The following is a 13,551-nucleotide window of genomic DNA, read 5'->3' on the forward strand; positions in this document are numbered from 1 at the left end:
GCTATCCTCCAGCGCACCCGATCCCCCAACGACCACGCGTGAACCCCTCGGACCTGCCCGAACTGCTGGAGCTGGCGCAGCTGATCGATCTGGCCGGCGCACATCTGGAGACGCGCGTCCTGTGCGAAGTGGCCGCGGGCGCGCGGCGCTTTCCGGTCCAGGCCTTCCTGCTCGGCAGCACGCGGCCCGATGCGCCGGCCGTGGGCTTCTTCGGCGGCGTGCACGGCCTGGAGCGCATCGGCGCGCAGGTCGCGATCGCCTACCTGCGCAGCCTGGTGATGCGCCTCGCCTGGGACGAGACGCTGCACCGCCAACTGGAAACGATGAGGCTGGTGTTCATGCCGCTGGTCAACCCCGGCGGCACGTGGCTGGGCACGCGCGCCAATCCCAACGGCGTCGATCTGATGCGCAACGCGCCGATCGAAGCGAAGGAGCGCGTGCCCTACCTGATCGGCGGACAGCGCATCAGCGCGAACCTGCCCTGGTACCGCGGCGCCGCCGGCGAGCCGATGGAATGCGAGAGCGCCGCGCTCTGCGCGCTGGTCGAGACCGAGCTGCTGGGCCGGCCGCTCAGCGTCGCGGTGGACTGCCACTCGGGCTTCGGCCTGACCGACCGCATCTGGTTTCCCTATGCGCACACCGCGCGGCCGATCGGCCATCTGGCGGAGATGCACGCGCTGTGCGAGATCCTCGACCAGAGCCTGCTGCACCATCGCTACAAGCTGGAACCGCAGAGCCGGCAGTACCTGGCCCACGGCGATCTCTGGGACCACCTCTACCTGCATGCCGCCCACCGGCCGGGCAGCGTGTTCCTGCCCGTGACGCTGGAAATGGGCTCGTGGCTGTGGGTCAAGAAGAACCCGCGCCAGCTCTTCTCGCGCCACGGCATCTTCAACCCGGTGATCGAGCACCGGCACCAGCGGGTGCTGCGCCAGCACATCGCGTGGCTGGACTTCATCACCCGCGCCGTGGGCAGCCACGAACGCTGGCTGCCCGCCGGCACGCAACGGGCGCATCACGAGCAGCAAGCGCTGGCGCGCTGGTACGGGAGGCCCTGATGGACACCTGGGTGCTGATGCGCGGCCTCACGCGCGAGAGCGCTCACTGGGGACGCTTCGTCGGCTTGCTGGAGGATTGCTTTCCCACCGCGCGGATCGTGGCGCTCGACCTGCCCGGCAACGGGCGGCTGAACGAGATGCGCAGCCCGCTGCGCATCGAAGACACGACCGACGCCTGCCGCGAACAGCTGCGCGCACTCGGCATCGCGCCGCCCTACCATCTGCTGGCGATGTCGCTGGGCGCGATGGTGGCGGTGGACTGGGCGGCGCAGCATCCGCACGAGCTCGCGGGCTGCGTGCTGATCAACACCAGCTTGCGGCCCTTCAGCCCCTTCCACGAGCGCCTGCGCCCGGCCAACTACGGCACGCTGCTGGGCCTGGCCTTCGGGCGGCAGGCCGCTCGCGAGCGCGAGGCGACGATCCTGCGGCTCACCACCCGCCATCCCGCGGGCGGCACGGCCGTGCTCGACGACTGGACGGCCATCCGGGAGGCGCGCCCGGTGTCGCCGGCAAACGCGGTGCGCCAGGTGCTGGCGGCGGCGCGCTACCGGGCGCCGGCGCGGGCGCCTTCCGTGCCGCTGCTGGTGTTGGCGAGTGCCCGCGACGGGCTGGTGAATCCGCGCTGCTCGCGGCGGCTGGCGCAGCAGTGGAGCGTGGAGATTGCGGAGCATCCCAGCGCCGGGCATGACCTGCCGCTGGATGACGGCGCCTGGCTTGCGGCGCAGGTGGGACGCTGGGCCGCGCAGAGCCTCAGGCGGGCATCAGCTGCTCCACCAGGCCATCCAGGCGCGCCTTGACGCTGCGCCACTGCGGCAGCAGCGTCTCCAGCAGCCGATGGAAACGCGGGCCGTGGTTGTGCTCGGCGAGGTGGCACAACTCGTGGATGAGCACGTAGTCGATGCATTCGCGCGGCGCCCTCACCAGATTCGGATTCAGCGTGAGGCGACCTGCCGGCGAGCAGCTGCCCCATCGTGTCCGCATGATGCGCAGCTGCATGGGCGGCGGTGTGCCGACCCATTGCAACAAGGGTGCGAGGGCGGCCAGGCGCGCGGCCAGCACCTCGCCGGCACGCTTGCGGTACCAGGCGTCGAGCAAGTTGCGCACGCGAACCGCGTCGCCCTGGGGCACCGTGACTTCGATGCGCGTGCCGCGCAGGCGCACGTGGCCGTCCCGGCTTTCGTCGACGACGACCTCGAGCACGTAGCGTCGGCCGAGGTAGAGCAGCGACTCGCCGCTGACATGAGCGCGCGGCAGCGCGTGCGCAAGACGCTCTCGAACCGCGGCGACCTGGCTGCTGATCCAGCGCGCGCGCCGCTGCAGGGCCGCCTGCACCGCGGCGTCGGATGTCCCCTGCGGCACATCGACCCGCACGCGCCCGTCGGGAGCGACGTGAATGGCAATGCGCTGCCCCGTGCGGGCCGGCTGGACGCGCAGGCAGAAGGCAATGCGCTCATCGCCGTAGCGAAGGCTTCGAAGCGTCGCATCGCTCAAGCGCGTTGCCCCAGGCCGATGCGGGTCATCTGGAGCACACGAGCGATCACATCGTTCGCCCGATCGAGCCCCAGCGGCGCATAGAGCAGCTGCAGCAAGCCCTTGCGGATCGCGGCTTCGATGCCCTGCGCACTCAGGGAATGCTCGGCCACCGCGTTCTGCACCACCGCACCGATGGCGAGCGCATGCTGGACGTGGGCGTTGCGCCGAGCCTCGTCGAGCGCCGCCGCCTCGCCATCGCCCAGCGCCATCAAGATGGCGCCGTAGTAGGCCCTGGCCTGCGGGTTGAGGGCCAGGAGCTCCGGCATGCCGGGCGTGGCGCGCCGGTCCACGTCGCGCTCGAGTTCCTTGAACAGCGCGTACTGGGTTCGCGGGTGTTCGAACATCGCCTCGGCCTGCTCGATCGCCGCCTTCAGCAGCTCGGAAAATACCTGCTGGGCGTAGGGGTCGTCGACCAGCTCCTGCTCGATGGTCTTGCGCACACGGGTCTTGATCAGGTCTGCCTCGCTGCGCGTCTTCGCCTGCGACCAGCTCTCGGAAACATCGGGCACGCCCCGCTCCTGCGGCATGAAACGGCCACGCGTGACGCGGATTTTTTCGCCGATGACGTGCTCGTCGACCAGTCTGCGCAGCTGCTCGTCGTATTCGCTGGGCGGGGCGGTCTCCATGGCATCGCTTCGTGCCGCTTGCCGCACCTGGATCAAGATCTTGAGGTCCGCCTTGTACTCCTCGAGCGCCGCCTCCGAAAAGCCACGGTCCTCGAAGAAGCCGCGCGACGACAGCGCGGTCTTGAGGCAGAGGCCGAAAGCCGTCAGGGCGGCGTAGAAATCGTCGCGAAGCTTCTGCCGCTGGTCGTAGTCGCCGCCCTGCCCGTCGCTGGCCAGACGAGGGCTCAAGGCCTGGCGCAGCTGCTCGGCGTCCTTGCGGTTGGCGACGCCTTCGAAAAAAGACCAGACCGCCTGGTGCCGCATCGGCAGTTGTTGGTATTCGGTGCCGAGCTGTGCGTAGAGCCCTTTCAGATCGCCGATGTCGAAGCCGCCTTGCGTGCGGGCTTCGAGGTCCTGGTAGGCACGGATCGCGGTGTCGAGCTCCTTGAGGATGCCGCGATAGTCCACCAGCAGGCCGTGGCGCTTGGCGTCGTGCAGGCGATTCACCCGAGCCACGGCCTGGATCAGGTTGTGGCCCTTCAGCGGCTTGTCGAGGTAGAGCACCGCATTGCGCGGCTCGTCGAAACCGGTGAGAAGGCGATCGACCACGATCAACAGGTCGGGGTCGCCGTCGGTCCCGAAGTCCTGCATCACCTGCCTTTCGTGGTGGGACGCGTCGACGCCCTGGTGCAGCATGTTCTGCTGCCACCATTTCTGCACCTCGGGCATGCCGCCTTCGTCGATGCCGGCGTCGCCTTCGCGCATGTCGGGCGGGGAGATCACCACCATGCTCGTGACCAGGCCCGTCGCGTCGAGCGCCTTCTTGTAGCGGATCGCGTCGGCCTTGCTCGCCGTGGCGACCTGGCCCTTCAGGCCCGGCGCCATCTTCTTGAAGTTCTCATGGAAGTGCGTGGCGATGTCCCATGCGATCAGCTGGATGCGCTTGGCCGCGCCGTGGATGGCACCGCTCCTGGCGTACTTCCTCTTGAGCTCGGCGCGCTGCGCCTCGGCCAGGCCTGCGGTGATCCTGTCGAACCAGCGGTCGGCGGCAGCGGCGTCGATGAACAGCTCGGGCACCCGCTCTTCGTAAAGAAGCGGCGCGACGGCACGGTCCGCCACCGCGCGCTCCATGGTGTATGCGTGGATGATCGGGCCGAACTTCTGCGCGGTCTTCTCGTCCTTCAACAGCGGCGTTCCGGTGAAGGCCACATAAGCCGCGCGAGGCAGCGCCTTCTTCATGCGCTCGTGCGTCTCCCCGCCATGGCTGCGATGGCCTTCGTCCACCAGCACCACGACATCGGGCGAATCGTTGCGGCACTCCGCGAGCCTGGAGGCGGTATTGAATTTCTGCACCAGTGCGAAGGTGATGCGCTTCGTGCCCTGGCCGATGCGCCGCGCGAGGTCGCGCCCGCTCGCGGCCTTGCTGTGCTCGCCCTCCTTGTGCGTGGCGATGGAGGAGCCGAAGGCCCCGCCGGCCATGAAGTTCCGTGCGAGCTGCGTTTCGAGATCGCGCCGGTCGGTGATCACCACGAGACGGCACTCCTTCAAGCCGTCGTGCAGGAGCAGCGCCTTGGTGAGGAACACCATCGTGAAGCTCTTGCCCGAGCCCGTGGTGTGCCAGATCACGCCGCCCTCGCGCGCGCCATCGGGCCGTTGCCCGGAAAGGCGCGCCAACAGGGCGCGCACCGCGAAGAACTGCTGGTGGCGCGCCACGATCTTTCCGATGCGGCTGTCGAACACCACGAAGCCGCGTATGAGTTCGAGCAGCCGCTCTCGCGTCAGCAGGCCGACCATCAGGCGGTCTTGTTCGTTGGGCGGCATCGACAGGAACCCGCTGGACTCGAAGTACTCGCGCACCGTGGGTGGCCGGCTTTCGAAGAGCGCATGCGAGGCTGCGGGCAAAGGCGCGTTCTTCAGGGCATGGACGTGCGCATCGTCGAACTCTTCTTCCAGCGCCCAGTGCGCCCAGAATCTTTCCGGCGTGGTCGTGGTGCCGTAGCGGGCGTCGGTCTCGCTGACGGACAAGAGCAGTTGTGCGTAGACGAAGAGGTGCGGAATCTCATCGTCGCGCTGGTTGAGCAGATGCTGGCCGATGCCCTCGAGCACCATCGCTTCGGCCGCGTTTCCACCGTGCCGGCCGTGGGGCTGCCTGGCCTCGATGACGACCAGGGGAATGCCGTTGACGTAGCCGACGATGTCCGGCGCGCATTCGTGCGTGCCGCGCGTGGAGACGACGCGCAGCGCTTCCGTCGCGTCGAAGCGGTTGGCGTTCGGGTCCATCCAGTCGATGACATGGATCGTCGGCTGGTGCCGCCTGCCGTCCGGCATGAATTCGGTGACGGTGATGCCATAGGCGAGCTTGGCGTAGAGGCGCTCGTTGGCCGTCAGCAGGCCCTCGCCGAGGCCGACGGTCGACAGCTCGCGCAGGATCTGATCGATCGCGCTGGGTGAGAGGTGATAGGGCTCGCCCTTGTAGTCGAAGCGGCGGGTCTGCAGGACCTCGATGAGTCGCGGCTTGAGGAGGACTTCGCGCGTCGAGCCGCGCAGGGTGAGGCAGTCTGCGGTGCTGAGGTAGTTCCACCCGAGGTTGCAGAGCATCCGCAGCGCGGAAACTTGGGCGCCGGATCGCCCGCGGATGGAGGGGATGATGGTCATTGCGCCGGTCCCTCGGTGATCAGCCGCCGCATGACTGCTGCGCTTTGCATTCGATTTGTGGCTACGGGAATAGCCAGCTTGGCAAGCTGCCCTCTTGTCCTGCCCAGTCCGTACATCTCCATCAGCAAGGTATTCGGCGGGCGACGCCATTCGGCCGCCCGCGTGCGCCGGTTCTCGAAGAAGTCAAGCCAACGGCCATTCTCACGCCTCATTTCCGTCGCCCCTTCACAACCTCGGACAAGTGCTTCGCCTTGCTCGTCGCCTCGGCGAAATGCTGCTCTACGGGGCTGCGCAGTTGCAGTTGCGTCTGTCGAAATTGCTCGTACTGGAGGTGCGCCTTCCTTAAGGCTTCATCGTTGCTTACTCGTCCCAAATCACTAAGGATGTCGCGCTCGGACATGCGCAGGAAGTCGTCCAGCTTGTCGATCCAGGCGCGCATCGTCATGATCTTGCGGCTCATTGCCTGCAGTTCCGCGAACTCCAAGTAAAAGCTGACGATGCGGTTGAGCATCTCGAGTTCCTCGAAGCTGAGATAGTTCTTGGCGACCTCAACATCCGCCTTGCGCGGCCTCGCCCCCGCCCAGTTTGTCAGGCCCATGTTCGGCTTGGTTGCATCGGCACGCGTCGAGATGATTTCGGCAGCGGTATGGCCATGCGCGGCCCAGTGCATCTTGTTCTGCAACGTTGCGAAGAATTGTTGTGAAGAATCCGCCCTCGGGTCATAGTCAATGCTGGTGGCGTAAATTTCCAGGATCTTTTGCCAGAACACCTTTTCTGAGCTGCGGATGTCACGAATGCGCGCCAGCAACTCGTCGAAGTAGCGCCCCTGGCCGGCTGCCTTCAGTCGCTCATCGTCCATCACGAAGCCCTTGATCAGGTATTCGCGCAGACGTTGCGTGGCCCAGATGCGAAACTGGACACCGCGCAGCGACTTGACGCGGTACCCGACGGAAATGATGACGTCGAGGCTGTAGTGCTCAGTCTCTCGCTGTACCTCGCGCTCGCCTTCGGATCGAACCGTTGCAAAAACTGCAACGGTTGCGTCCCGGGTCACCTCGCCCTCCTCGTAGATATTCCTGATATGCCGTGAGATGACCGACTTGTCACGACCGAACAACTCAGCCAGTTGCGTGAGGCTGAGCCAGACGTTCTCGCCAACCATCCGGACCTCGATGTGGCTGCGGCCGTCATCCGTTTCGTAAAGAAGAAACTCTGTCGATTCCATATCGGCGGCGCCCACGTTAGGGTCGGTTCGGGGGGGACGCCTTCGTTTCCCGCTCATATTCCTATCTCCGCGAGGTGCGTCTCTATTTCTTCTTCGATGCCGTCAAGCTCCTTCCTGAGCCCATGGCGTTCGTCCTTCAGCGTCGTCATGTCGAGCAGACCGTCTGTCGCGAAGGTATTGACGTAGCGAGGAATGTTGAGATTGAAGTCGTGTTGGGCGATCTCCTCCGGTGTCGCGAGATACGCATATCTTTCGACCGGCGCACGCGCTGCATGGGTGTCCAGCACACGCTGCAGGTCTGTGTCGCGCAGCACATTCTGGTTCTTGCCCGGTTCAAAATCGCGACTCGCATCGATGAAGAGCACCTTGTCGTCCGCCTTGTCCTTGCGGAAAACGAGCACGGCGGCCGGGATGCCCGTGCCATAGAAGAGCTTCTCGGGCAGGCCGATCACGGCATCGAGCAGGTTTTCCTCCACCAGCTTCTGCCGAATGCGCCCCTCGGCCGCGCCGCGAAACAGAATGCCGTGCGGCACGACGACCGCCATGCGACCGCCCGCGGGCTTCATGGTCTCGACCATGTGAAGAATGAAGGCGTAGTCGCCCTTCGTCCGCGGCGGTATGCCGCGGCGGAAGCGGCCGAACTTGTCTCTTCCGGCGGCCTCGTGGCCCCACTTCTCCAGGCTGAATGGCGGGTTGGCGACGACCACGTCGAACTGGCGCAGGCTCCCGTCGCCCGCCAGCAGCTTGGGATTGCGCAGCGTGTCGCCCCACTCGATGCGATGGTTGTCCTCGCCGTGCATGAACATGTTCATTTTGGCCAGGGTCCAGGTGTTTCCGATGGCCTCCTGCCCGTAGAGCGCATAACGCTTGGAGCCGGTGCGGTCGCGGATCAGGCGGCCGCACTTGAGCAGCAGCGAGCCGGAGCCGCAGGTCGGGTCGCAGATCTCCTCGCCTTCCTTGGGGTCCATCAGGCGCGCCACGAGACTGGAGACTTCAGGCGGGGTGTAGAACTCGCCGGCGGTCTTTCCGCTCGACGACGCGAAGTGGCTGATGAGGAATTCGTAGGCGTTGCCGATCAAGTCGAGCTCGCCGATGCGGCTGGGGCGCAGGTTGAGCTCGGGCCTGGCGAAGTCTTCGAGCAGGTGCCGCAGGATGTCGTTCTTCTGCTGCTCGTCGCCGAGCTTGTTGGAGTTGAAGCCGACGTTCTGGAACACGTCGCGCAGCTTGCCGATGTTGGCGTCTTCGATGGCGTGCAGCGCGCGGTCGATGCGCTCGCCGTTGCCGGGCTCGAAGCGGGCCGCATGCAGGGCGTAGAAGCTGGCGCTGGGCGGCAGGACGAAGCGCTCGGTCTTGAGGAGCTCCACGATGAGATCCTGCGCCGTGTCGCCGTACTGCGCCTGGTAGGCGTCGTGGTGGTCCTGCCAGGCGTCGGACACGTACTTGAGAAAGAGCATCGGGAGCACGTAGTCCTTGTAGGTGCTCGGGTCGACGACGCCGCGAAAGGTGTCGCAGGCCGCCCACACGGCGGCGTTGATGCTGTCCTGGCTGATGGCTGTCTTGCTCATGCTTTCTTGGTTTCCCTGGGGTGGTTCATGCCTTGCCCGATGTGCTGGCGAGGGCCTCGGCGATCGATTCGAACTGCCGTTCGCGATTGCGAATGAGCAGGTCGTGCACCTGCCTTTCTCGTTGCGCGAGGCGGGCCAGCGCCACGATGCGCTCCTGATCGGCCAGCGGCGGAAGGCCGATCGGCAGCGATTCAAGCACAGGCCGACGCACGCTCAGTTGGCTGGAGCCTTCGGCGGCGCGGCGCAGGGCCCGCTGGAAAGGCGCCTGGTTCATCTGCCAGGCGAGGAAGGCCGGCAGCAGCTCGTGCCCGGGCCTGACCCGCAGTTGGAAGAGGTGCGGGCCGCACACGGCCGGGCCGGGAAGCTCGCCGACGCAGCTGGCATGGAAGCGCGTGCCGCGGGCGACGAAAAGCAGGTCTTCGGGCAGGAGCCAGTCGGGCTCGCGTCGGCCGGTGAGCTGCGTGCGGATGACCCCGTCCCAATCGATGCCGTGGAGGGGGTCCAGGTCTTTCATCTGCACGGCCTGGACAGCGCCGCCGCGGATTTCATCGATGGCGCCGCGGAAGGGATAGCCGGCTCGCACGGCGACATGTGCGCCCAGGAAGTCTTGAATTGCATGAATTGACATGATGCACATGTTACTACTTGCAAACACGTGCTTTCTCCTTCAAACTGTGTTTTTTCACAGAACTGATTGCATCAACTGAAATGATGCATCTACGGGGAGCTTTTCCATTGGGCTATGAAGTCGACCTCTTCCCTGGAGCCGATGGCGGCGCCGCGATCGTTGTGCGTTGGGGCGCACTGGACAACTACCGCTTGCTGGTCTACGACGTCGGCACACCGGCCGCAGCCCAGCAGCTCGTGAAGCCGTTCGGGAGCAATGCCTCACCTCGCACGTGCAGCACGTCGTGATCCCGCATCCGAACCGAAGGCATGCCGGCGGCCTGGAGGTGGTGCTGGACCAGCTCAGCGTCGGCGAGCTGTGGATGCATCGGCCGTCCACGCACACCGATCGCGTGTCCGAAGCCGGCACGGTTGCTCGCAAGCTGGAGGAGCTCGCGCTGGCGCGAGAGATCCCTCTGCACGAGCCGTTCGCGGGCGCCGTCATCGGACCTTTCACGGTGCTGTCGCCGAGCCGGAGCTGGTACGTCGAGGGTTTGCTTCCGGCCTTCGAAGCGGCATTGCCGCCCGCGAGCGGGCCGACGCTGGCCGACGCGGCGCGATGGATTCGGCTGGCAAGTGCGCGGTGGGCAGCCGCTGGGATGTCGAGGTGCTTCCCCGCGATCCCGCAACCTCGGCGGAGGACGAGTCGAGCGCGGTGCTGTACGGCGAGTTCGAAGGTCGCGGCGTGCTGCTGACGAGCCATGCAGGTGTGCGTGCGCTGAGTGACGCCTGTACCTTCGCCGAATACCTTGGCTTGGGCCTGCCCTCGAATCTCCGGCTGATGCAGGTGCCCAATGACGGCAAGCCCGATCACCTCTCGAGCCGCGTGCTGGACCGCCTCGTGGGCGAGCGCCTGCCGCGGGAGCAACGGCACTTCACCAAGACGGCCTTCATGTCTGCGCCTCGCGATGCACCCCCCATGGGCTACAAGATCGTGACCGACGCGCTGATGCGCCGAGGCGTCCTGAGCTTTCAGACCCAGGGGCCGCAACTCCATCACGCCCACGAGATGCCCCATCGCGACTGGCTGCCGGCCGGGCCGGTGGGGGTGGGTGCGTGAACACCGGCCACCAGAACGACAAAACGCGCCCGAGGGCGCGTTTCAGTCACGAAAGGAGAAGAAGCGACCTACTTGGCCGCCACGACCCGCACCATCTCCAGGCACTTGTTGGAGTAGCCCCATTCGTTGTCATACCAGCTCACCAGCTTGATGAAGGTGCCGTCGAGCGCGATGCCGGCCTCGGCGTCGAAGATGGAGGTGCGCGGATCGCCACGGAAGTCGGTGGCCACCACCTTGTCTTCGGTGTAGCCGAGCACGCCCTTGAGCGCGCCTTCGCTCTGTGCCTTCATCTCGGCGCAGATCTCCTTGTACGTGGCCTCCTTCACCAGCTCCACCGTGAGGTCGACCACCGACACGTCGGAGGTCGGCACGCGAAAGCTCATGCCGGTGAGCTTCTTGTTGAGCTCGGGGATGACCACGCCCACCGCCTTGGCCGCGCCGGTGCTGGAGGGAATGATGTTCTCGAGGATGCCGCGGCCGCCGCGCCAGTCCTTGTTGCTCGGGCCGTCCACGGTCTTCTGGGTGGCGGTGGCGGCATGCACGGTGGTCATCAGCCCGCGCTTGATGCCCCACTTGTCGTTGAGCACCTTGGCCAGCGGGGCCAGGCAGTTGGTGGTGCAGCTGGCGTTGCTGATGATGGCCTCGTTGGCGTACTTCTTGTCGTTCACGCCATAGACGAACATGGGGGTGTCGTCCTTGCTGGGTGCCGACATGATCACCTTCTTGGCGCCGGCGTCGAGGTGCTTCTGGCAGGTCTCCTTGGTGAGGAAGAGGCCGGTGGATTCGAGCACCACGTCGGCGCCCACTTCGTCCCACTTGAGGCTGGCCGGGTCGCGCTCCTGTGTCAGGCGGATCTTCTTGCCGTTGACGATCAGGGTGTTGCCTTCGACCGTGACCTCGCCCTGGAAGCGGCCGTGCACCGAGTCGTACTGGAGCATGTAGGCCAGGTACTCGGGCTCGAGCAGGTCGTTGATCGCGACGATCTCGATGTCGTTCTTGAAGTTCTGCACCGCCGCGCGCAGCACGTTGCGACCGATGCGACCGAAGCCATTGATGCCGAGTTTGATAGCCATGTGGTTTGCTCCTGGAAGGTTGAAAACTGGGTGCGGCCGAATCAGCGCGCGAGCGCCGCCTCGACCGTGGCAGCGACGTTCTCGGCCGTGAAGCCGAAATGCTTGAACAATACGCCGGCCGGTGCCGACTCGCCGTAAGTGTCGATCCCGACGACGGCAGCGACACCGTACTTCCACCAGCCGTCGGTGGCGCCCATTTCGACCGCGATGCGCGGCGTTCCCTGGGGCAGCACGCTCTTCTTGTAAGCCACGTCCTGGCGATCGAAGGTGGTGGTGGAGGGCATGGAGACCACGCGCACGGCGATCTTCCTTGCAGCCAACAGCTCCTGGGCCTTGAGCGCGAGCTGCACTTCGGAGCCGGTGGCGATGATGACGGCCTGCAGCTTCTTCCTCAGCCCGTCGGGCTCCGCCAGCACGTAGGCGCCCTTGCTGATGTCGCTCAGGTCCTTCTTGGGCGCGTACGGCAGGTTCTGGCGCGACAGCAGCAGCGCGGTCGGGCGCGTGGCATTCTGCAGCGCGACGGCCCAGGCCACGGCGGTCTCTGCCGTGTCAGCGGGTCGCCAGACGTCGAGATTGGGGATGAGGCGCAGCGAGGCCGCGTGCTCGATGGACTGGTGCGTGGGCCCGTCTTCGCCGAGTCCGATGGAATCGTGGGTGAACACATGGACCACGCGCTGCTTCATCAGCGCCGCCATGCGGATGGCGTTGCGGCTGTAGTCGCTGAAAGTCAGGAAGGTGCCGCCGTAAGGGATGAAGCCGCCGTGCAGCGCCACGCCGTTCATGATGGCGGCCATGCCGAACTCGCGCACGCCGTAATTGATGTGGCGGCCCGGCAGGCCGTCGGGGATCTGCTCGTTGCCCTCGGTGCGCACCACGGCACCGGCGGCATCGAAGCGCAGCGCCGGCGTGCTCTTGGTGTTGGTGAGGTTGGAGCCGGTGAGGTCGGCGCTGCCGCCGAGCAGCTCGGGCAGGGCGGCCGTGAAGGCTTCGAGCGCCAGCTGCGAGGCCTTGCGCGAAGCCACGGTCTCGGCCTTGGTGTGGGCCGTGACGACGGCATCGAAAGCGGTCTGATGAAAGTTCTTCGGCAGCTCGCCCTTCATGCGGCGGGTGAACTCCGCCGCGAGGTCGGGGAACTGCTTCGCATAGGCGGCGAACTTGTCGTTCCACGCGGCTTCGCGCTGCGCGCCGGTGGCCTTGGCGTCCCATTCGTCGTACACCGCCTGCGGCAGCTCGAAGGGCTCGTGCTGCCATTGCAGCGCGGTTCGGGTCAGGCCGATTTCATCGGCACCCAGCGGCTCGCCATGGGCTTTGGCGGTGTTGGCGCGGTTGGGGCTGCCCTTGCCGATCTGCGTCTTGCAGATGATGAGGGTGGGGCGCTCGTCCTGCTGCCGGGCCCGCTGGATGGCGTCCGACACTTCCTTCACGTCGTGGCCGTCGATCGGGCCGATCACGCTCCACCCGTAGGCCTTGAAGCGTTCCGCCGTGTTGTCGATGAACCAGGGCTTGACCGGGCCGTCGATGGAGATGCCGTTGTCGTCGTAGAGCGCGACCAGCTTGCCCAGCTTCCAGGCGCCGGCCAGTGCGGCCGCCTCGTGGCTGATGCCTTCCATCAGGCAGCCGTCACCGAGGAAGACATAGGTGCGGTGGTCGACGATGCTGTGCTCGGGGCGATTGAACTCCGATGCCAGCAGCTTTTCGGCCAGCGCGAAGCCGACTGCGTTGGTGATGCCCTGGCCCAGCGGACCGGTGGTGGTTTCCACCCCGGGCGTGATGCCGGTCTCGGGATGGCCGGCCGTCTTGCTGTGCAGCTGGCGGAAGCGCTTGAGCTCTTCCACCGGCAGTGCGTAGCCCGTGAGGTGCAGCACGGCATAGATGAGCATCGAGGCGTGGCCGTTCGAGAGCACGAAGCGGTCGCGGTCGAACCACTGCGGGTTGACGGGGTTGTGCCGGAGATGCTCGCCCCACAGGGCGACCGCCATGTCGGCCATGCCCATCGGTGCGCCCGGATGCCCCGAGTTCGCGAGTTGAACGGCATCCATGGCCAACGCGCGAATCGCGTTGGCCATCAAGGCTTGGTTGGCCATGTGGTCGGGGCTTTCTTGGGGGAGCTG

12 protein-coding genes are annotated in these 13,551 nt (G+C 66.1%); 4 read left to right on the plus strand and 8 right to left on the minus strand.

What is annotated here, in order from left to right:
- The first annotated feature begins 38 nt into the window (after positions 1–38).
- On the plus strand, positions 39–1,058 hold the full coding sequence (locus tag AC3A6Y_RS03410) for a M14 family zinc carboxypeptidase (RefSeq protein WP_487866823.1): 1,020 nt from the start codon (positions 39–41) through the stop codon (positions 1,056–1,058).
- The gene (locus AC3A6Y_RS03415; RefSeq protein WP_487866824.1) at positions 1,058–1,855 is read left to right on the plus strand and encodes an alpha/beta fold hydrolase; all 798 of its coding nucleotides are present in this window, start codon (positions 1,058–1,060) and stop codon (positions 1,853–1,855) included. The genes AC3A6Y_RS03410 and AC3A6Y_RS03415 overlap by 1 nt, the downstream gene beginning before the upstream one ends.
- Here the strand turns inward: AC3A6Y_RS03415 and AC3A6Y_RS03420 are convergent.
- The 6 genes from AC3A6Y_RS03420 to AC3A6Y_RS03445 are packed head-to-tail and all read right to left on the minus strand — an operon-like array spanning position 1,809 to position 9,269.
- Positions 1,809–2,549: a M48 family metallopeptidase gene (locus AC3A6Y_RS03420; protein ID WP_487866825.1), complete on the minus strand. Its 741-nt coding sequence runs from the start codon at positions 2,547–2,549 to the stop codon at positions 1,809–1,811. The genes AC3A6Y_RS03415 and AC3A6Y_RS03420 overlap by 47 nt on opposite strands.
- Positions 2,546–5,851: a type I restriction endonuclease subunit R gene (locus AC3A6Y_RS03425; protein ID WP_487866826.1), complete on the minus strand. Its 3,306-nt coding sequence runs from the start codon at positions 5,849–5,851 to the stop codon at positions 2,546–2,548. The genes AC3A6Y_RS03420 and AC3A6Y_RS03425 overlap by 4 nt, the downstream gene beginning before the upstream one ends.
- Complete coding sequence (locus AC3A6Y_RS03430; protein ID WP_487866827.1) at positions 5,848–6,063, minus strand: hypothetical protein; 216 nt, start codon at positions 6,061–6,063, stop codon at positions 5,848–5,850. Before AC3A6Y_RS03430 ends, AC3A6Y_RS03425 begins: the two co-directional genes overlap by 4 nt.
- Positions 6,060–7,091 (minus strand): virulence RhuM family protein, encoded by a 1,032-nt coding sequence (locus AC3A6Y_RS03435; RefSeq protein ID WP_487866828.1) that lies wholly within the window; start codon positions 7,089–7,091, stop codon positions 6,060–6,062. Before AC3A6Y_RS03435 ends, AC3A6Y_RS03430 begins: the two co-directional genes overlap by 4 nt.
- A 38-nt stretch (positions 7,092–7,129) precedes the next feature.
- Complete coding sequence (locus AC3A6Y_RS03440) at positions 7,130–8,641, minus strand: type I restriction-modification system subunit M (protein WP_487866829.1); 1,512 nt, start codon at positions 8,639–8,641, stop codon at positions 7,130–7,132.
- A gap of 25 nt (positions 8,642–8,666) precedes the next feature.
- Complete coding sequence (locus AC3A6Y_RS03445; RefSeq protein ID WP_487866830.1) at positions 8,667–9,269, minus strand: restriction endonuclease subunit S; 603 nt, start codon at positions 9,267–9,269, stop codon at positions 8,667–8,669.
- 17 nt (positions 9,270–9,286) lie between these two features.
- Between AC3A6Y_RS03445 and AC3A6Y_RS03450 the strand changes: the two genes are divergently transcribed.
- Positions 9,287–9,556, plus strand: coding sequence for a hypothetical protein (locus AC3A6Y_RS03450; RefSeq protein ID WP_487866831.1), 270 nt, complete (start codon positions 9,287–9,289; stop codon positions 9,554–9,556).
- A 310-nt stretch (positions 9,557–9,866) separates the two neighbouring features.
- Positions 9,867–10,367, plus strand: coding sequence for a hypothetical protein (locus AC3A6Y_RS03455; RefSeq protein ID WP_487866832.1), 501 nt, complete (start codon positions 9,867–9,869; stop codon positions 10,365–10,367).
- A gap of 68 nt (positions 10,368–10,435) precedes the next feature.
- Here AC3A6Y_RS03455 and gap read toward each other — a convergent pair whose 3' ends face one another.
- Together gap and tkt are read right to left on the minus strand one after the other, a co-directional pair.
- Positions 10,436–11,440, minus strand: a complete 1,005-nt coding sequence (gene gap, locus AC3A6Y_RS03460; RefSeq protein WP_309959974.1) for a type I glyceraldehyde-3-phosphate dehydrogenase — start codon at positions 11,438–11,440, stop codon at positions 10,436–10,438.
- Between the two features lie 41 nt (positions 11,441–11,481).
- Positions 11,482–13,524, minus strand: coding sequence for a transketolase (tkt, locus tag AC3A6Y_RS03465; protein ID WP_487866833.1), 2,043 nt, complete (start codon positions 13,522–13,524; stop codon positions 11,482–11,484).
- Positions 13,525–13,551: the final 27 nt, after the last annotated feature.

It is taken from the genome of Variovorax sp. Soil_C_17 (genome assembly GCF_057657265.1).